Consider the following 19,479-nt stretch of genomic DNA (forward strand, 5'->3'; position numbering starts at 1 on the left):
ATTATTTGCCTATTTTACAGGGCTTTTCGATTAATCTTTAATTTCTTTTCAGTTAGTTGAAGGTAAATATGCGCTGCTTCTTACGATTGATTTTAATTTAGCAAAAGCATCATAAACTACCTTATGATCTATAAATTGGAAAAATTTAAAATCAAATACGCTAAATGGTAAATTTCCTCCAACTTCAAAAGAAATATTTTCTTTTTGCTGAGTTTTGCTTGAATATAAAACATTTGTAATTATTACAAATAAATATTCAACTTTCATATTTTCTTTAGCAGCAAGCAGCACTCTTTGAAATTTATTTTGTGCACTTTTGCTTGTGAATTTTATTTTATGAAGCGATTCTGGAACTCTAACGTCGTAGTTAAGGATTAAATTTTCATGCTTTCTTTGAAGATAGCTAAATAGTAGTTTATCTTCAAAGGCTTTATCAAATTTTAATGAATATGTTGCATTTAAAAATTTTCATAAATTATCTAAAAAGTGTCCATAAGATACTATCTCAGGAGCGTGTCTTAGCTGCTTTTCTAAAGTAAAGATGGTTTTAGGATATTGATCGTATTTTTTCTTGTGTTTGTATGGTTCTTGTTCTAGTTTTCAAAAGAAGTTTTTTGGATATTTAGCAACAGGGCAATTATCTTGATTTACTTTATCGACTTTATGAAATAGTGATTTTTCATATAGGTAGCTATTGTATTTTCAGCTATCTTTTCTAACAAGATAGATATTTTCTTGCATGGTTTTAAATCTTTTATATCATTGATCGATCATATAAACCTTAGCAGCGTCTAGTCCTGAACGAAAATCATAATCTACTTTTATGTAATGTCTTGAAAAGATCACTATTTTGTTTTTAAGTCTTGATTCTATTTTAGTTTTTATATAAACGTAAAACTTTTGCATGTCATTATCTACGAATTTAAAAAGCTTATCACGTTCATCTTCTTCTAGCATTGCTTCTATTAGCCTTCAAAGTTCAAAATTAATTACCTTTGGACGGCTCTTTTTAATTAGCTTTGTATATTCTATTATTCTTGGTTCTTGATCTAATTTAACTTCTTTAGTTTCTACAAAAAATTTTATTTTCATGTTTTATTCTCCTAATATTTCTATGTAAAAATTATTAACTGCGAATTATACACAAAAAAATAAAAAAACTTTAGTTTTTAACCAAAGTTTATGAAAAATTTAATTATTCTTTCAAAACTAAATAGTAATTATAATAATTTATCAAAATGAATTTAAATACATCCTGATAACTTTTAAATCTATCGATTTATTAGTAATGGTCAGCTGAATGTATTACTACACTTACACTTCCATCCTATCAACCTCGTAGTCTACAAGGAATCTTTAGGGAATACTTATCTTTAAGGGGGCTTCCCACTTAGATGCTTTCAGCGGTTATCCTTTCCGTACTTAGCTACCCAGCTATGCTTTTGGCAAAACAACTGGAACACCAGCGGTACGTCCACTCCGGTCCTCTCGTACTAAGAGCAGCTCTCATCAATATTCCAACGCCCACATCAGATAGGGACCGAACTGTCTCACGACGTTCTGAACCCAGCTCGCGTACCGCTTTAATTGGCGAACAGCCAAACCCTTGGAACCGACTCCAGCTCCAGGATGCGATGAGCCGACATCGAGGTGCCAAACCTTGCCGTCGATGTGATCTCTTGGGCAAGATAAGCCTGTTATCCCCAGGGTAACTTTTATCCGTTGAGCGACTACCGTTCCATAACGTATAGCCGGATCACTAAGTCCTGCTTTCGCACCTGCTCGACTTGTAAGTCTCACAGTCAAGCACACTTCTACCTTTGCGCTCTGCATACGGTTTCTGACCGTATTGAGTGTACCTTTGAACGCCTCCGTTACTCTTTAGGAGGCGACCGCCCCAGTCAAACTACCCACCACGCACTGTCCTCCATCCAGATAATGGATGCAAGTTAGAAATTCAACATACCAAGGGTGGTATTTCAAGGTTGATTCCTCTAAAACTGGCGTTTTAGTATCATTATCTCCCACCTATCCTACACATGTTAGGCCAAATTTCAATACGAAGTTGTAGTAAAGCTCCATGGGGTCTTTTCGTCTTGATGCGGGTACCCAGCGTTTTCACTGGGACCATAATTTCACCGAGTCTAGTGTTGAGACAGTTGAGAGATCATTGCGCCTTTCGTGCAGGTCAGTATTTAGCCGACAAGGAATTTCGCTACCTTAGGACCGTTATAGTTACGGCCGCCGTTCACCCGGGCTTCATTTCAACGCTTCGCAATTGCTAACGCATCCACTTAACCTTCGGGCACTGGGCAGGCTTCACCCCCTATACATCACCTTACGGTTTAGCAGAGAGCTGTGTTTTTGATAAACAGTTGCCCCTCACAATTTACTGTGGCCTATTAAAATAGGCACCCCTTTTCGCGAACTTACGGGGTAAATTTGCAGAGTTCCTTAACACTAGTTTTCTCGCTCGCCTTAGAATACTCATCTTGGGAACGTGTGTCCGTTCTCGGTACAGGTGACTATAAATTTAAACGTTTAGAAGTTTTTCTAGGAAGCATGAAATCAAACAGTTTCGTGCAAGCACTTTATATCGTAAATTCCAGTTGTAGAATACGCATTTGACTATATTCACCAGTTTTTACTTTAACCTAAATCCAATAATAGGCTGTTTTATCCTTCTCCGTCACTCCATCACTATTTATAATCAGTACAGGAATATTAACCTGTTGTCCATCGAATATGCTCTTCAGCCTCTTCTTAGGTCCTGACTAACCCTGGGTGGACGAACCTTGCCCAGGAAACCTTTCCCAATAGGCGTCGCGGATTCTAACCGCGAATCGTTACTCATACCGGCATTCTCACTTCTAAAAGCTCCACTAATTCTCACGATTTAGCTTCAATGCTTTTAGAACGCTCCTCTAACGTACAAATGTACCCGTAGCTTCGGTATTGTGTTTTACTCCCGTTACATTATCGGCGCAAGATCTCTTGACTAGTGAGCTATTACGCACTCTTTAAAGGGTGGCTGCTTCTAAGCCAACCTCCTAGTTGTTTATGAAATCTCACAACCTTTCTGACTTAACACAATTTTGGGACCTTAGCTGACGATCTGGGTTGTTTCCCTCGCGAGCCGGGACGTTAGCACCCCGGTTCCGACTGCATGATAATTCGCTATGGCATTCGGAGTTTAATTATAGTCAGTACCGCTAGGCGCGGCCATTCCATATTTAGTGCTCTACCTCCATAGGTTAACATCACACGCTAGCCCTAAAGCTATTTCGAGGAGAACCAGCTATCTCCAAGTTCGATTGGAATTTCTCCGCTATTCACAAGTCATCCGGGCACTTTTCAGCGTACTACGGTTCGGCCCTCCACTTAGGGTTAGCTAAGCTTCAGCCTGCTCATGAATAGATCACATGGTTTCGGGTATATGCCAACATACTTATAGCGCCCATTTCAGACTCGATTTCTCTACGGCTCCGTTTTTATCCACTTAACCTCGCATGTTAACATAACTCGCCGGTCCATACTGCAAGATGTACGCCATCACCCATTAACGGGCTCTGACTAATTGTAAGTATGTAGTTTCAGAATCTATTTCACTCCCCTCTCGGGGTTCTTTTCACCTTTCCCTCACGGTACTAGTTCACTATCGGTGTCTTATTAGTATTTAGCCTTGCCAGATGGTCCTGGCGGATTCAGACAGGGTTTCACGTGCCCCGCCCTACTCAGGATACAGCCAAAAGTCTATATTATTTCGTATACAGGAGTTTCACCTTCTATGCTTAAACTTTCCAGTTTATTCTACTATAATACAGTTTTGTAACTTTATACAGGCTGTCCTACAACCCCAATAAATTGGTTTGGGCTCTTCCAGTTTCGCTCGCCGCTACTAATGGAATCATTATTTATTTTCTTTTCCTGTTGCTACTAAGATGTTTCAGTTCGCAACGTGTCTCGCATTTATAGCTATGAATTCACTATAAATCAATTAGATTTGAATCTAATTAGGTTTCCCCATTCGGAAATCCCCGTTTTGTAGCTTATATCCAGCTCAACGAGGCTTATCGCAGGTAATCACGTCCTTCATCGACTTTAAGACCCAAGGCATCCACTACACACTCTTACTTTTTTAAAAGTTAGTATCAATATGTCCTATTGTTATATTGTTATGATGTATTCAAAGACATTTTAATAAATTATTATTCAATAATTTAAACTCGGTATCAAAACAAATTAACCTTAATTAATTTATATTTTTGATGTCGTTGTAATATCTTTATTACTATTTAGTTTTCAAAGAACAATTTTAAGAGAGGTTGTTCTCTCAAAACTAAATACAATAGCCCAAGGCAAAAAAAGCGATACACAACCGCTTTTAGAATTTTTCTCTAAAAGCTTTCAGTTAATAAAAAATGCCTTTTGTAAAATTAATGTACTCCGTAAGAAAGGAGGTAATCCATCCCCACGTTCTCGTAGGGATACCTTGTTACGACTTCACCCCAGTCACCGGTCCTGCCTTAGGCAGTCGTCTCCGAAGTTAACAAACCGACTTCGGGCATTACCAGCTCCCATGGTGTGACGGGCGGTGTGTACAAGACCCGAGAACGTATTCACCGTAGCGTAGCTGATCTACGATTACTAGCGATTCCGACTTCATGTAGTCGAGTTGCAGACTACAATCCGAACTGAGAACGATTTTTTGAGATTTGCTTGATATCACTATTTTGCTTCTCTTTGTATCGTCCATTGTAGCACGTGTGTTGCCCCACTCGTAAGAGGCATGATGATTTGACGTCGTCCCCACCTTCCTCCCAATTACTCGGGCAGTCTCCTTAGATAAAGTAACTAAGGACAAGGGTTGCGCTCGTTGCAGGACTTAACCGAACATCTCACGACACGAGCTGACGACAACCATGCACCATCTGTCATTCTGTTAACCTCCACTATATCTCTATAGCTTTGCAGAAGATGTCAAGAGTGGGTAAGGTTCTACGCGTATCTTCAAATTAAACCACATGCTCCACCGCTTGTGCGGATCCCCGTCAATTCCTTTAAGTTTCACTCTTGCGAGCATACTACTCAGGCGGATGACTTAATGCGTTAGCTGCGTCGATGGTTTCCATCAACTAGTCATCATCGTTTACAGCGTGGACTACCAGGGTATCTAATCCTGTTTGCTCCCCACGCTTTCGTCTCTCAGTGTCAATATGTTCCCAGTTAGCTGCCTTCGCCATGTTGGTGTTCTTCCTTATATCTACGCATTCCACCGCTTCACAAGGAATTCCGCTAACCTCTAAACAATTCTAGTCTGCCAGTATCCAATGCAATTTGGAGTTGAGCTCCAAGTTTTAACACCAGACTTAACAAACAACCTACAGACGCTTTACGCCCAATAATTCCGGATAACGCTTGCAACCTATGTATTACCGCGGCTGCTGGCACATAGTTAGCCGTTGCTTTCTGACATGGTACCGTCAAGCTAATATCATTTCCTATACTAGTTTTTCTTCCCATATAACAGTAGTTTACAACCCGAAGGCCTTCATCCTACACGCTGTGTTGCTCCATCAGGCTTTCGCCCATTGTGGAAAATTCCCTACTGCTGCCTCCCGTAGGAGTCTGGGCCGTATCTCAGTCCCAGTGTGGCGGTTCAGTCTCTCAACCCCGCTAAACATAATTGCCTTGGTAGGCCATTACCCTACCAACTAGCTAATGTTCCGCACCCCGATCTCTTAGTGAAGCAAACGCTTCTTTCTTAAAAAAATCATGCGATTTTTTTATATATCCGGCATTAGCGATAATTTCTCACCGTTATTCCAGTCTAAAAGGTACGTTAAGTACGTGTTACTCACCCATTCGCCGCTAAATTTATTGCTAAATTCCGCTCGACATGCATGTATTAGGCACACAGCCAGCGTTCATCCTGAGCCAGGATCAAACTCTCAAAATTGACGTTGTGTATCTTGTATTGTATTTAGTTTTGAAAGAACAAATTGCTTATTTAATTTAAGCTTGCAGTTGCAAATTATATCATAAAAAAATCGTTAAGAAAAAATTGTTTTTAAACAAGATAATTTAAAACTCGCAAGACTAATTATACACAAAAGATTTTAAAATGTATATATTTTTTTAAAATTTTTATTTTTTAATGTCACTTATATTAATAAGCTTAATTTTGTGGCGTTTTTTATTAGTTTTTTTATTTTTATTTAAGGTAATTACAACTGCATTGAATTGTAAATCGTTATCGCTTACCTTAAATTTTTCTTTGCCATTGAAACGCATTTTTTTATAAACTTCTTCAAAGTTTGCGCCAATTGCAGAATTTTGCGGCCCGGTCATTCCTACGTCAGTAATATAAGCTGTGCCATTAGGCAAAATTTTTGCGTCATTGGTTTGAACGTGAGTGTGCGTTCCGCAAAATGCGTCTACTTTACCATCAAGATAAAGTCCAAAGACATATTTTTCACTAGTGGTTTCTGCGTGAAAATCAACAAAGTCAAAGTCAACTTTTTCTTCTGAAGAAATCACGCTATCAAAAGCGTCAAAAAAATCATTAGCCTGAGCTTGGTCTCATGGCTTATTTAAAACGTTAAATGCTCTTCCTAAAATTGCAGTTACTCTGAGGTTATATTTTTTAACGTTATAAATTCTGCTTCCTTTACCAGGATATGAACCTTCAACGTTAAGAGGCCTAATAAGCTCTGGGTTATTGATAAATTCATAAATTTCTGAATTTGATCAAATGTGATTACCCATTGTAATGCAATTTACATTTAATTTTAAAAGATCATCAAAATCCTTTTTGGAAAGACCTTTTCTGCCCGATACATTTTCTCCTTGCGCAATTATAAAATCAATTTTTTCTCTAAAAATAATTTTAGGCAAAATTTTTTTAAGCGCAAGAATTCCAGGCTCTCCGAAAATATCTCCAACAAAAAGAATCTTAAGTTTCATTTTAATATTATAATTTATTACTTTTTAATGTATCTTGAATTTCTGAAATAATTTCAGGGTTAGATTCTATATAAGTTTTAAGCGCAGCTTTACCTTGCGCTACGTTATTTTCTTTATAGTAGTATCATGAACCTTTTTTGTCAAAGATTTTATTTTCAATACCAATGGTGGCTAGTTCATTATATCTATCGATACCTTTTGAAAATAATATTTCTGATTGAGTTACCTTATATGGCGCTGAAAGTTTATTTTTAACGACTTTAAATTTAACTTCGTTTCCTAGAATGTCTTTGCCTTCAGTAATTTGGCTGCCTTTTCTAACTTCAATTCTAATTGAAGCGTAGAATTTCAGCGCTCTTCCTCCGGTTGTGGTTTCTGGATTACCAAAAATTACACCAACTTTTTCTCTAATTTGGTTAATAAAAATTATAGTAGTTTGATTTTTATTTAAATTACCAGTAATTTTTCTTAAAGCCTTACTCATTAGCCGAGCTTGAGCACCAATTTGCTGGTCTTTCATCTCACCATTAAGCTCTGCTTCTGGAACTAGCGCGGCAACCGAATCGACTACTATTAAATCAACGTTTCCGCTTTTGGCTAAAATGTCCACTATTTCTAGCGCTTGTTCACCAGAGTCAGGCTGAGATAAGATTAAATTATCAATATCAACACCGATATTGGCTGCATACTGCGGATCAATTGAATGCTCGGCATCGATAAAGGCTGCAATTCCGCCATTTTTTTGAACTTCAGCAATAGCGTGCAATGTTAGCGTAGTTTTCCCTGAAGATTCAGGGCCGTAAATTTCAATTATTTTTCCTTTAGGAAGTCCATTGATTCCTAAAGCGTTATCTAAAAGAATGCTTCCTGATGAAAACACCTCAACATCGGCATTTGGAATATCTCCAAGAACCATAATAGATTCTTTTCCGAATTTTTTTTCAATTTCATTAAGAGCAGATTTTATATTTTTATTTTCTATCATTTTGTCTCCTAATTATGAAATTATTTTTTGCGTCTAAAAAACAAAAAATAAAAATTTTGCGGCAATTTTCCAGAAAATAAAATAAAAATTGCTGCGTGCAATTTTTATTTACGTAATTTAAATTCTTCTAGGCATTTTAAATATGTTTCTGGATCATTTTTCTTTAAATATGATAAAAGAGTTTTTCTTTGAGTAATTTTTGCTAAAAATCCCCTTCTTGAATGGAAATCTTTTGGATTTGCTTGAAAATGTGGTTTTAGCTTTTCAATATCATGAGTTAAAAGTGCAACTTGCACAAATGCATTACCGGTATCTTTTTCGTTTTTACCGTATTTTTTAACTAAAAGTTTTTTTTCTTGTTTTGAAATCATTTCAATCCTTAATTGTAAGTATTGTTTTACTCTAGCAAACATTAAATCATGTAAACCAAAGATAAAATTTGTTTTTTATTATTTTATCTTAATTTACAAATTTTAGCATCAGCTTTTTAGCCATTTCAATTAAATCGTCATTTAGATATTTGGATTCGTCTTTAGTTATTAGTTTTAGGTTGTAAAATATTTCGATATCGATGGTTTGCTTTATTTTAATATCTAAATCTAAATCAAAGATATATATGTAGCAGTTTTTGTTAAATTCTTTGATAAATAGTCCGTAATATAAAAAGTTTTTAATTACAAATTTAGCTAGATATATTCCAGAATGCAGTGGAGTTAAATTCGGATTTAGCTCAACGCTAGCGTCAATGTTTAAAGTTCCAGAAAAATTGTAATTGTAAACTAGTAAAGAATTAAGCAGTTTTATATCACCAAATTCTACTAGCTGCTTAAGCTCTGATGTTGAAATTTTAGAGTTGTTGAATTTGTAAAATTCTAAAATTTCAACTTGTAAATTTGGATTTATTAAACTTAAATCACTAGCTTTATATTTTGCGTTTTTTCCAAAGCGAAAATCTTTTCCAACTATAACTTTAGCTGGTAGATTATTAGTTAGCTTATTAATAAAATCTTGTCCGCTTTGATTTTTAATATCTTGAAAATCAAGTTCTACCACGCAGTCAATATTTAACTTTGCAAAATTTAAATATTTACTGTGATTATCTTGAAAAAAATAATTAGCATCTTTATATAAATTTTCGTTATTAAAAGTTACTATTACTTTTCTGCCAGAATTATTTAATAATTTTTTATAAAGTTGAAAATGTCCTAAATGAAATGCTTCAAAAGCACCGATAATGTAATTATCGTTTTCTTGTGGCGTTCATTGATCAAATTTATAAATTATTAAATCTTGCATTAGATAATTTCTAGCTCTTTTAATTTGTGATATGGACCATCTACCTCGCAGCTAAAGCAAATGTCTTTTGCAATCGCTTTTAATTCATTACTTGAATCATCGATAGCTACACCATATCCTACATTTTTAATCATTTCGTAGTCGTTTTCACCGTCACCGAAAGCGATAATGTTTTCAAGTCCTAAATTTAAATAACTAGCTAATTTTTCAAGAGCATGAATTTTATTACTCATAGGAGGCGCAATAAAAATTCCTCTTGATCAAAGTGAAGAAATTTCTAAATCTAATTTATTTTGCTTTATAAATTTTGTTACGTTTTTAACTAGCTCTTGAACCTTTTTAGGATCAGGTTGATTTAAAGTTATTAAATGAATTTGATCATCGATTAATTTATCAGCGCTATAGTCTTCAAATTTATGCTCGAAAGGCTTGGCATATCAAGTATTGGTATTAGTTGTAGGTGATTTAAAAACTTTGTCAAAATGTGATATTTGAAATCCTTCTACTTTGGTTGCAAATTCATCATAGAGTTTTATAACGTCTTCTTTGTTGCATACATTGGTGAAGATGAATTTTTTGTTTTTAACATCTCAAACAAAAGATCCATTTGCACCAATAAAGTAATCTGGGTTAAGTTGCTCTAAAAAATTATTAATGCTAGCAAATTCTCTAGCGGTAGCTAGCGTAGTTATTACGTTATTTTTCTTAAGTTCTAAAAACATGTTTTTAATGTTTTTAGAAAATACTAAATCACCAGGAACTAGTAAAGTCCCATCAACATCGAAGGCCGCTAATTTATACTTGTCTTTGTAATTCATTTTTTATTCTTTCTACGAAAACATTTTTAGGATAAAAATATTTGTTTTTAATTTTACCAGTAGCTAAAACTTTAGCTGAGTTTTTATCAACAATAAAGAAAACTTTTTCATTTAAATAATTTAAAAAAACTTTTTGTCCATTTTTTAATTTATTTAAATCTTCTATAGATAAACTATGCATTTTAATATTAAATAAATTTTTAATATTCAATTTTTCAAATTCATTTTCTTTTAAATCATTTAGAAAAATATTATCAATTGATTTTCTTTTTAAGGAAGTTAAAATCGCGCTGCTATTGCAATACTTTGCAAGATCTTTTGCAATGCTTCGAATATAAGTTCCAGAAGAAACTGAAACTTCAAAAACAGCATATTGCTTTTCAAAATTAAATTCTAGAAGTTCAAAACTAAAAATTTTTATTTTTTGTTTTTTTAGTTTTATTGCAATATTTTTATAAGCTAGATCTAACGCTTTTTTGCCTTTAACTTTTTTTGAAGAAAACTGCGGAGGCATTTGATAGGTTTGCTTTTTGATTTTTACAATAGCTTTTTCTAGCTTTTGCAAAGTGACTTTTTTATAATTTAACTTTTTAACTTCACCATCAGAATCTAGCGTATTTGAAAATAAATTAAATTCCATTTTAGCTAAATAAACTTTAGGTTGGTTTTTAACATATTGCAAAATTTTGGTATCGCTATTAGTAGCCATTATCACAAGGCCGCTAGCTAAAGGGTCGAGCGTTCCGCTTTGACCAATTTTTTCTGCATTATTTTCTTTTGCTCAAGAGCGAATATATTTATTACAAAATACATTTGTTGGTTTATTGATTTTATAAAACATTAAACTTGATCTTGGGCAATAACTGCAGCAGACATGCTTTGGCATTTAGGACAAACTAAATAGTCTTGTTCTTTAGTGAATTGAATATAAATTATTTCAGGGTTATATCTTCTTTTATATTCTTCTTGATTTAAAAACCATAAACTAAGTAAAGGTATATTCATTATCTTTCTTTCGTCTTCTGGAAGACTTGATAAATATATTGGATAAATCTCCAAATTATGCTTGAGTAAAATATTGCTTTCAAGCATTGCTCTTTCTTCATCATTAAACATTCCAACAAATTGATTATAAAAAAGTTCCATTGATTTATTTTTGGTTTCTTGTGGCATTGATTCAAAATCTTTTTTACCTGAAAAACTTTTATTTATAAATTCAAAAAAGTTTTCTTTTACAAATAAATTTTTTTGATTTTGTTCGATGTAATTGAGTGCTAAATTAATCATTGATAATTCTTGGGTTTCACCAAAGAAGTATTCTCATTTTAATGTGCATGTGTTGCAAAACGCAGTAACTTTTGTGGCCATTTTAATCCTAAGCTTTCTTTATATTGTTATATTATAATAATTAATATGTCAAATCAACAAATAAAAGAAAAAATAATTTCACTTAATAATTATTTAAAGCATTTAAATCATCTTTATTATGATTTAGATGCGCCAGAAGTTGATGATAAAACCTATGATAGCTTGTATAGCGAGCTTTTAGAATTAGAAGCTAAATATCCAAGCTTAGTATTAGAAGATTCAGTTACTAAAATAATTGGTGCTTTTGTAAATAACAAATTCAAAAAAACAAAGCACAACAAAGAAATGCTTTCTTTAGATAAAGCTTATAAAAAAAGCGAAATTTTTTCTTTTTATGAAAACTTTACTCAATATAAAAATTTAGAAAATTTTGGCTTTTCACTAGAGCCTAAAATTGATGGTCTTTCAATTTCAATTCACTATGATAATGGTAAATTTATAAAAGCTATCACCAGAGGTGATGGAACAACTGGAGAAGATGTTTCAGAAAATGTTTTCCAAATTAGAGATGTTCCAAAACAAATTTCATATTTAAAACCGCTTGAAGTTCGTGGTGAGATTTACATGAAAAAATCAACATGAAAATCTCTTAACGAAGATATTAAAAATCAATATTTTCAAACTAACATTGAAAAGATTTTTTCTTATATGCAAGCTCTGCCAAAAAGCAAAAGTTGATCTAATTTAAAAATTAAAACTCCTATTTTTTTTAAAAACGCAAGAAACGCAGCTGCAGGAACTTTGCGTCAAAAAGATGCCAAGATTGTAAAGTCGAGAAATTTATCAAGTTTATTTTACGAAATAGTTTCTCCGCTAGAGCATAATTTAAAAACTCAAATGGAAGTTTTAGCTTTTTTAAAAGAACAAAATTTTGAAGTTAATGAATTTCAAAAGCTAGCTAAAAATGATCAGGAAATTATGTTTGAAATAAATGAATTTTCAAAAATAAAAAATAATTTTGAATTTGATTGTGATGGCTTTGTTATTAAATTTAATTTAATCGATAAATGAGAGCAAATTGGATTTACTTCAAAGTTTCCTAAATGAGCTATTGCTTATAAATATATGCTTGAAGAAGCTAATACTAAAATTTTAAATATCGTAGCTCAAGTTGGTAGAACTGGTAATATAACTTATATTGCACAATTTATGCCAGTTGAATTAAATAATACAACCGTTCAAAATGCAACTCTTCATAACTACGAATTCATCAAGAAAAACAACATTAATATTGGTGATGAAATTACCATTATTAAATCTGGTGAAATAATTCCAAAAGTAATTAGCATTTACAAAAAAAATACTGATAGTGTTTTTGAAAAAGTTTTAAATTGTCCTAGCTGTAACTCGCTTCTAGAAATTCCTGAAGGATATATTGATCAGTTTTGTAGAAATGAAAACTGTGATGAGAAAAAAATTCAAATGCTTACATTTTTTGTTTCAAAAAATTGTTTAAACATTACAAATTTATCAGTTCAAAATATTAGAATTTTTTACAATCATCCAGTTATTCAAATGAGAGAAATTCAAGATATATTTCTTTTAAAAAATCATATTGATGAAATTAAAAAAATAAAATTCTTTGCAGGTAAAAGTCAAGAAAATAAAAAGATAAATAATATTCTGCAATCAATTGAAAAAGCTAAGGATGCATATTTAAGAAATGTTCTTGCAGCACTTGGAATTAAAGGTATTGGAAATATTGCAGCTAACCTTTTAACCAATAAAATAACCAAACTTAGTGATTTAAATAATTTAACTGATGAAGATCTTTTAAGCATTGATACTTTTGGTGAAAAAAGTATTGAAAACTTAAAAGAGTTTTTAAGCAGCGAAAAAAATCAAGATCTAATTAAATTCTTAGATGAAAATTTAAATTATTCAAATTCTAAGAAATCATCTAAACTAAATAATTTAAACTTTGCAATTACTGGAAGCTTATCTGTTTCTAGAGATGAATTTAAAAAGATTATTTTAGATAATGGTGGAATTTTTTCAAATTCAGTTTCTAAAAACACTTCTTATTTAATTTCTAATAGTAAAGAAAATTCAACTAAAATTAAAAAAGCTTTAGAGAATAATATAAAAGTAATTACTGAAGAAGAATTTCATAATCTTTTAAAGGAAGAAAATGCTTAATATCGTTTTATATCAACCTGAAATTAGTCCTAACACCGCTAATATAATTAGAAGTTGCTACGCATTAGGAGCTAAGCTTCATATAATAAAACCACTTGGTTTTGATTTACATCCTAAATATTTTAAAAGAGCAGCCGCAGGGAGGCTTCTTAGCGATATAAGACATGAAGTTCATGATTCATATTTAGATTTTTATAATAAATATAAAAATGCAAATGTTTTTTATATTACTAGATATGGACTAAAAAGCTATGATAAAGTTGATTTTAAAAACGAATATAGCAAAGATAAAAACATTTTTTTTATGTTTGGAAGAGAATCAACTGGAATCGATAAAGAAATTCTTAAAAACAATATCGATAAATGCTTAAGAATTCCTATGGTTTCTAAAATGCGGTCAATTAATTTAGCCAATACCGTTTGCATTGTAGGCTTTGAATTTATGCGTCAAATGAATTGAAAAGGTCTTTCTTTATACGAAGTTCAAAAAGGAAAAGAATATCTTTTAGAAGATGATAATCAAGTCTAAACAAAATCCATTAATTAAAGAATATAAAAAGCTGCAAAATAAAAAATATCGAAAAGAAAAGCAGCAGTTTTTACTCGAAGGATTTAATTTAATTTCAGAAGCTAAAAAATATACCAATGTTATCACGCTAGAGTCTTCTAAAGATTTAATTTATAAAGATTCTATTCGAGTGGACTATGAAATTATTAAGCATTTATCTGAAACTAAATCTCCGCAAAGCATTATCGGCGTGGCCTCTTTTTTAAAGCCTACAAATAAAATAAATAAAACCGTTATTTTAAATAATGTAAGCGATCCTGGAAATATTGGAACTATATTAAGATCAGCTCTTGCTTTTGAATTTGACACAGTAATAATTGAAAATATCGATATTTATAATCCTAAAATAATTCGTTCATCTCTAGGAGCTATATTTTCAAATTTAAATATTATTTCAACAAGTAACTTAGAAGAGATTTTAAAAGATTTAAAAGCGCAAAATTTTAAGCTATATTACACACTTTTAGATGTAAATGCTAAGAAGTTAAATGAAGTGAGTTTTGATAATGAAAAAATAGCAGTTGTGGTAGGAAACGAAGCTAATGGAATTGATAAAAACTTAATTAAATACGCTAGCGAAAAAGTTTATATTCCAATTGCCTTTGAATCACTTAATGTAGCTAGTGCTTTGGCTATAATATTAAATAAAATAAGAAATAAATAATATGGAAAATTCTAAATACAAAAAATTACTCTCTTTGCTAGAAAACGCTAGTTTTTCTAAATCGCTAGTGGGAGTTTCGCCTAGTGAGATTGCTTTATTTATTAGCAATTTAAAAAGCGAGCTATTATTACTTGAATCTAGTTACAATGAACTAAGCGCTCAAAACAAAGAGCTTAAAGAACAAAACGAAAATTTAGTTTTAGAAAATTTAAAACTAAAAGCTGATTTGAAATTAAAATAATTGCAAAAAAAGAAAGAAAAAAATAGATACTACTAATCTATTTTTTTTCTAATTAATCTAATTAAAAAGTATAAAAATAAAAAGTACCATTAAACACAACACTTTCTTATGTGGCTGCTATATTTCTATCCTGACCAGGTTAAAGAGTTATCGTTTTAATGGCATATGTATTATAGCATTATTTTTATTTCTTTTTAGCAAGTTTGAATTTTTTAAAATCTGGTCTTGCAATTGATGGATCTTTTCATCATTGATCAAATAATTTATGTATTTCTTCTCAGAAAAGTGGAATAAATCCAAAGATTAAAGGAATTAGTCCATATAAGGCTGTATAGTTTTCTGATAAGACATTTGCATTTCCGATTCACTCTGATAAATAAGGAGTAAATCCTAAAAATACAACTATTAAAAATGATGACAGCGATGCAAGAATTGCTCATTTGTATCTATTAAAGTTTGCAAAAACAAGATTTTTCTTAGTCATTAAATTAAGTGTATTTAATGATGAAGAAATTCCAAGTGTTAAAAAGGCAGCACTAGAACATAATCTAACAAATTCTTTACCTTTTAAATCATTTATTATGGCAAATAGCCCAACTACTCCATAAGCTAAAAGTGAATAAAAGGCAATAATAAGTGATTGTCTAAGTAAAACTATAAAAGTACCATTTGAAAAAATTGTATCGGTAGTTTTATATGGCTTTCTAAGCATTACATTTTCTTCTTGCTTTACAATACCAAGAGCTATTGCAGGAAGTCCGTGAGCTAAAAGATTAACTATCAATAGCTGCGTTGCTGAAAGAATAATAAATTCATTTCCATCGATTTGTCTATTGAAAGCAAAACGGTAGATAAATAATCCTAAAAGAATAATAATAACTTCGGCAATTGATGAAACTAGTAAATTAGTAATAACTAGCTTAATTCGATCGAAAGTTTCACGACCGATTCTAATTGAATTAACGATTGTTTTATAGTTATCATCGGCTAGAACCACTCCAGAGGCTTCTTTGGCAACATCGGTTCCGGCTTGGCCCATTGCAATACCAATGTTGGCTTTTTTAAGAGCAGGAGCATCGTTAATTCCATCTCCAGTCATTGCCACTACTTGGTTTTGTCTTTGTAGTGATGAGACTATTCTTAATTTATCGCTAGGATTTACTCTAGCAAAAACTGAAACATTATTAATTACGCTATCTAGATATTTATCATCTCAAGAAGCAAGTTCTGCTCCTGAAACGGCTAAATCACCAGTTTGATAAATTCCTAAGTTTTTAGCAATAGAAACGGCAGTACCGATATGGTCTCCGGTTATCATTATAGTTTTAACTCCAGCATTTTTAGCTGATAGTATTGAACTAGCAACTTCTTCTCTTGGTGGATCATATAAAGCTACAAGACCTAGAAATGTTAAATTATTTTCATTTTGAACGCTTAATTGAGTTGAAGGGCTTTCTCATTTTTTATAAGCAAGCGCTAAAACTCTATAACCTTTAGAAATAAATTCTTCAATTTTTTCATAGTGGCTTCTATTAGCGTTAAGAGATCTTTTTAAAATAACATCAGGAGCACCTTTAACAATTAAGCTTCTACCTCTAGGTGATTGAAGTAAAACTGACATCATTTTACGTTCACTATCAAATTCTAAGGTTGAAAGTTTTGAATATGATCTTCAAAACATTTCTTGTGAGAATTTATGATTGGTTAGATATTTTAAAATTCCAATTTCAGTTGGATCTCCAATTTCTACAAACTTATCGCCTTCTTGGCGAATTGTTGCAGTATTGGTCGCAAAAAATCCAACTCCTACCATTGATTTATCTGCAGTTGCAGCTGGGTTGGTAAAATCGTAAAATCCAACTACTTGCATTTTATTTTGAGTCATGGTTCCGGTTTTATCGCTACATATTACAGTAGTAGAACCTAAAACTTCAATTGAAGGAAGATTTCTAATAATAGCTTTATTTTTTGTAACTCTAGAAACTCCAATAGCAAGAAGCACTGTAGAAAAGGTAACTAAACCTTCAGGCACGGCCGCTACCGCTAGCGAGATACCAATTAGAAAAGCATCTGAATAAATTTTTGGATTTTTAAATCCTAAAGAATCATTTGAAAATAAAGCAGATAGAAGCACATGAAGAATTGCAGTTAGTAAAAATAATGCAACTCCGGCGTATCCAAAGATTTTTGAAAGATGAATAAGTTTTTTTTGCAATGGAGTTAAAAGCTCTTTTTGATTTTTAATCATTTGGCTTATTTTTCCAAGTTGAGTATTTTCTCCAATTGCATATACTTCGGCAAGAGCATGACCTTTAGAAACATAAGTACCAGAAAAAATCTGATTAAATCTATCTCCTAAAGGAATATTTTCACTAGCTAGCTTACCGACTCTTTTAAATACAGAATTAGACTCTCCTGTTAGAGAAGATTCTACCACTGAAAAATCGTAGCATTTTAAAATCTTAGCGTCAGCTGAAATATAATCCCCAGCTTCTACGATTAAAAAATCTCCGACAGTAACTTCAGAAGATGGAATAACTTGAATTTTTCCATCACGGTATACCTTAGCTTTAAGCTCGTTATTTTTCTCTAGCGATTTAACGGCTTTATAACTTTTAAGGCTCTGATAAGTTCCAATTAAACTATTTAAAAACACAACTAAAAAAATAACAAAAGGACTTATAAAAAGCGCTACTACTTCGTTTTGCTCTCTAGTAATTACGTAATTTTTGCTTACATTATAAATAGCAATTCCTAGCGATACAACAGCGGCAATTAAAAGCAGTATAACCATAGCGTCTTTAAACTGTGATAAAAACACTAAAAACACATTTGGTTTTTTAGTTTTCTTTAATACGTTAAGCCCATAAGTTTGATTTCTTGTTTTGGCTTCGGCTGTGGTTAATCCTTGACTGTTTTTATTGTTTTCAGACATATTTATTTCCTATTTATAATTTTATTTATTATACCGCTTTTTGTGCTTTTTGCTTATCTTGCTATAAAATAAGGCTTTATAAAATGTAAAAGTTGCATATTTGCAACTTTTCAAATATTAAACTAACTCAATAAGAGCCATTCTTGTAGAGTCACCATCACGTTTTGGAAGTTTATAAATTCTAGTATATCCCCCTGGACGATCTTTATATTTTGATGCAATAGTATCAAATAATTCTTGTAATAGAGTTTTATTATCTTTAGTTACAAGTGGACGAAGAAATGAAGCAGCATGTCTTCTAGAAGCTAGTGATTGCGCTTTAGCTTTGGTGATTAATTTTTCAGCGTGTCTTCTAACTTCTTTAGCTCTAGTTAAAGTAGTTTGAATTCTTCCATGAAGTAAAAGTTCGCTTACTAAAGAACGCATTACGCCTCTTCTTCATTTACTATCTCTTGAGTAAATTTGTGTTGGATTTGCCATAATTTCCTTTCCTAGTTTTTAAGTTTTCCGTATTCGTTTAATTTACGAATAATTTCTTCTCTAGATTTTTCACCTAAATTTTTAATTTCTTTTAGCTTTTCAATTGGATATGAAGCAAGTTCGTTTAAAGTTTTAATTCCACTTTTAGCTAAAGCATTTTGTGAACGCATTGAAAGATTAAGAAGTCTTATTTCCATATCGTCTTCTTCTTTTTCAAGGCTTTGTTTTTCACTTTGGAAAATTTCGTCACTATCTAAATCTGTTAAATCTCCAATGGTTTGGAAATGCGCTACTAAAATTTTGCAAGCAAGTTTGATAGCAGATTCAGGAGTAACACCTAATTTGGTTTCAAGTTCAAGTTCAAGTTGTTCTTCAATTTTTAAAGAAGCAGTATTTAATTCAGTTACTTTTCAAGCCACGTTTACAACTGGTGAAAACACTGAATCCATGGCAATGAAAGCTCCTTTTGATAAGCTTGATAATTCTTTTAGTTCTTTTTCTTTTTCTTCGATAAATTTTTTATTATCTTCAAAGTCAACATAACCTCTACCAGCTCTTAAAAACATTTCAAGTTTAAGAACTCCTGGTTTACTTAAAGTTGCAATTTCAACGTCTTTATTTTGAACTTCAACTCTAGGAGCATTAGTAACTGTTAAATGATTTGAAGTAATTCTATTATCTTCATTGGCATTTAGTGAAAGCTTGATGATTTGGTTGTCTTTAACATAGTCTTCATTGTAATTTAAAACTACCTTTTTTAAATTACTTAAAATAGTAACTATGTCTTCTGAAACTTTTTCAAGCGCTGTAAATTCGTGTTCTACGCCTTCAATACGAACACAAAATGGCGCAATGCCGGTGATATTAGATAAAAGTATTCTTCTAAGGGCAACAGCTAATGTATTACCAAAACCACGCTCTAAACCCTTAATTTCAAGAACTTTTTTATATGAATTATTTTGTGAATCTTTTGCTGGAATGATTCTGTGCTTAATTTTTGTTAATTTTTCCATAAATGA

General features: G+C 31.9%; 15 protein-coding genes, 2 rRNA genes and 1 other RNA gene. 4 read left to right on the forward strand and 14 right to left on the reverse strand.

The window, feature by feature from the left end; genetic code table 4:
• Positions 1–30: 30 nt before the first annotated feature.
• The 10 genes from VY93_RS03080 to VY93_RS03125 all read right to left on the reverse strand — a co-directional run bounded on the left by VY93_RS03080 (position 31) and on the right by VY93_RS03125 (position 11,433).
• Complete coding sequence (locus VY93_RS03080; protein WP_020002797.1) at positions 31–1,092, reverse strand: hypothetical protein; 1,062 nt, start codon at positions 1,090–1,092, stop codon at positions 31–33.
• A gap of 169 nt (positions 1,093–1,261) precedes the next feature.
• Positions 1,262–4,144, reverse strand: a 23S ribosomal RNA gene (locus tag VY93_RS03085).
• A gap of 309 nt (positions 4,145–4,453) precedes the next feature.
• Positions 4,454–5,959, reverse strand: a 16S ribosomal RNA gene (locus tag VY93_RS03090).
• The 16S and 23S rRNA genes sit together here, the layout of an rRNA operon.
• 188 nt (positions 5,960–6,147) lie before the next feature.
• Positions 6,148–6,966, reverse strand: a complete 819-nt coding sequence (locus VY93_RS03095) for a TIGR00282 family metallophosphoesterase (protein ID WP_020002849.1) — start codon at positions 6,964–6,966, stop codon at positions 6,148–6,150.
• Positions 6,967–6,973: 7 nt separating this feature from the next.
• Complete coding sequence (gene recA, locus VY93_RS03100) at positions 6,974–7,951, reverse strand: recombinase RecA (RefSeq protein ID WP_020002850.1); 978 nt, start codon at positions 7,949–7,951, stop codon at positions 6,974–6,976.
• 104 nt (positions 7,952–8,055) lie between these two features.
• On the reverse strand, positions 8,056–8,322 hold the full coding sequence (gene rpsO, locus VY93_RS03105; protein ID WP_020002851.1) for a 30S ribosomal protein S15: 267 nt from the start codon (positions 8,320–8,322) through the stop codon (positions 8,056–8,058).
• Positions 8,323–8,410: 88 nt separating this feature from the next.
• Positions 8,411–9,247 (reverse strand): FAD synthase, encoded by an 837-nt coding sequence (locus VY93_RS03110; protein WP_020002852.1) that lies wholly within the window; start codon positions 9,245–9,247, stop codon positions 8,411–8,413.
• Positions 9,247–10,065, reverse strand: a complete 819-nt coding sequence (locus VY93_RS03115; protein WP_020002853.1) for a YcsE-related riboflavin metabolism phosphatase — start codon at positions 10,063–10,065, stop codon at positions 9,247–9,249. Before VY93_RS03115 ends, VY93_RS03110 begins: the two co-directional genes overlap by 1 nt.
• Complete coding sequence (locus tag VY93_RS03120) at positions 10,043–10,906, reverse strand: hypothetical protein (RefSeq protein ID WP_020002854.1); 864 nt, start codon at positions 10,904–10,906, stop codon at positions 10,043–10,045. Before VY93_RS03120 ends, VY93_RS03115 begins: the two co-directional genes overlap by 23 nt.
• Entirely contained in the window at positions 10,906–11,433 is a 528-nt protein-coding gene (locus VY93_RS03125) for a hypothetical protein (protein ID WP_020002855.1), read from the reverse strand. Before VY93_RS03125 ends, VY93_RS03120 begins: the two co-directional genes overlap by 1 nt.
• Positions 11,434–11,478: 45 nt before the next feature.
• Here VY93_RS03125 and ligA point away from each other — a divergent pair, with 45 nt between their 5' ends.
• The 4 genes from ligA to VY93_RS03145 are packed head-to-tail and all read left to right on the forward strand — an operon-like array spanning position 11,479 to position 15,045.
• Positions 11,479–13,572: an NAD-dependent DNA ligase LigA gene (gene ligA, locus VY93_RS03130; RefSeq protein WP_026365156.1), complete on the forward strand. Its 2,094-nt coding sequence runs from the start codon at positions 11,479–11,481 to the stop codon at positions 13,570–13,572.
• The gene (locus VY93_RS03135) at positions 13,565–14,101 is read left to right on the forward strand and encodes a tRNA (cytidine(34)-2'-O)-methyltransferase (protein ID WP_020002868.1); all 537 of its coding nucleotides are present in this window, start codon (positions 13,565–13,567) and stop codon (positions 14,099–14,101) included. The genes ligA and VY93_RS03135 overlap by 8 nt, the downstream gene beginning before the upstream one ends.
• Positions 14,085–14,804, forward strand: coding sequence for a TrmH family RNA methyltransferase (locus VY93_RS03140; protein ID WP_020002856.1), 720 nt, complete (start codon positions 14,085–14,087; stop codon positions 14,802–14,804). The genes VY93_RS03135 and VY93_RS03140 overlap by 17 nt, the downstream gene beginning before the upstream one ends.
• A 1-nt stretch (position 14,805) precedes the next feature.
• Positions 14,806–15,045, forward strand: coding sequence for a hypothetical protein (locus VY93_RS03145; RefSeq protein WP_020002857.1), 240 nt, complete (start codon positions 14,806–14,808; stop codon positions 15,043–15,045).
• Between the two features lie 73 nt (positions 15,046–15,118).
• Here the strand turns inward: VY93_RS03145 and ffs are convergent.
• From ffs to VY93_RS03160, 4 genes are all read right to left on the reverse strand, one after another.
• An RNA gene (ffs, locus tag VY93_RS04050) (signal recognition particle sRNA small type) lies at positions 15,119–15,215 on the reverse strand.
• A gap of 14 nt (positions 15,216–15,229) precedes the next feature.
• Positions 15,230–17,980, reverse strand: a complete 2,751-nt coding sequence (locus VY93_RS03150; RefSeq protein ID WP_020002858.1) for a cation-translocating P-type ATPase — start codon at positions 17,978–17,980, stop codon at positions 15,230–15,232.
• Between the two features lie 117 nt (positions 17,981–18,097).
• On the reverse strand, positions 18,098–18,460 hold the full coding sequence (rplQ, locus tag VY93_RS03155; protein WP_020002859.1) for a 50S ribosomal protein L17: 363 nt from the start codon (positions 18,458–18,460) through the stop codon (positions 18,098–18,100).
• A gap of 11 nt (positions 18,461–18,471) precedes the next feature.
• Positions 18,472–19,473: a DNA-directed RNA polymerase subunit alpha gene (locus VY93_RS03160; RefSeq protein ID WP_020002860.1), complete on the reverse strand. Its 1,002-nt coding sequence runs from the start codon at positions 19,471–19,473 to the stop codon at positions 18,472–18,474.
• Between the last annotated feature and the right edge of the window lie 6 nt (positions 19,474–19,479).

The organism is Mycoplasmopsis synoviae ATCC 25204, from assembly GCF_000969765.1.
Classification (GTDB): Bacteria; Bacillota_I; Bacilli_A; order Mycoplasmatales; family Metamycoplasmataceae; genus Mycoplasmopsis; species Mycoplasmopsis synoviae.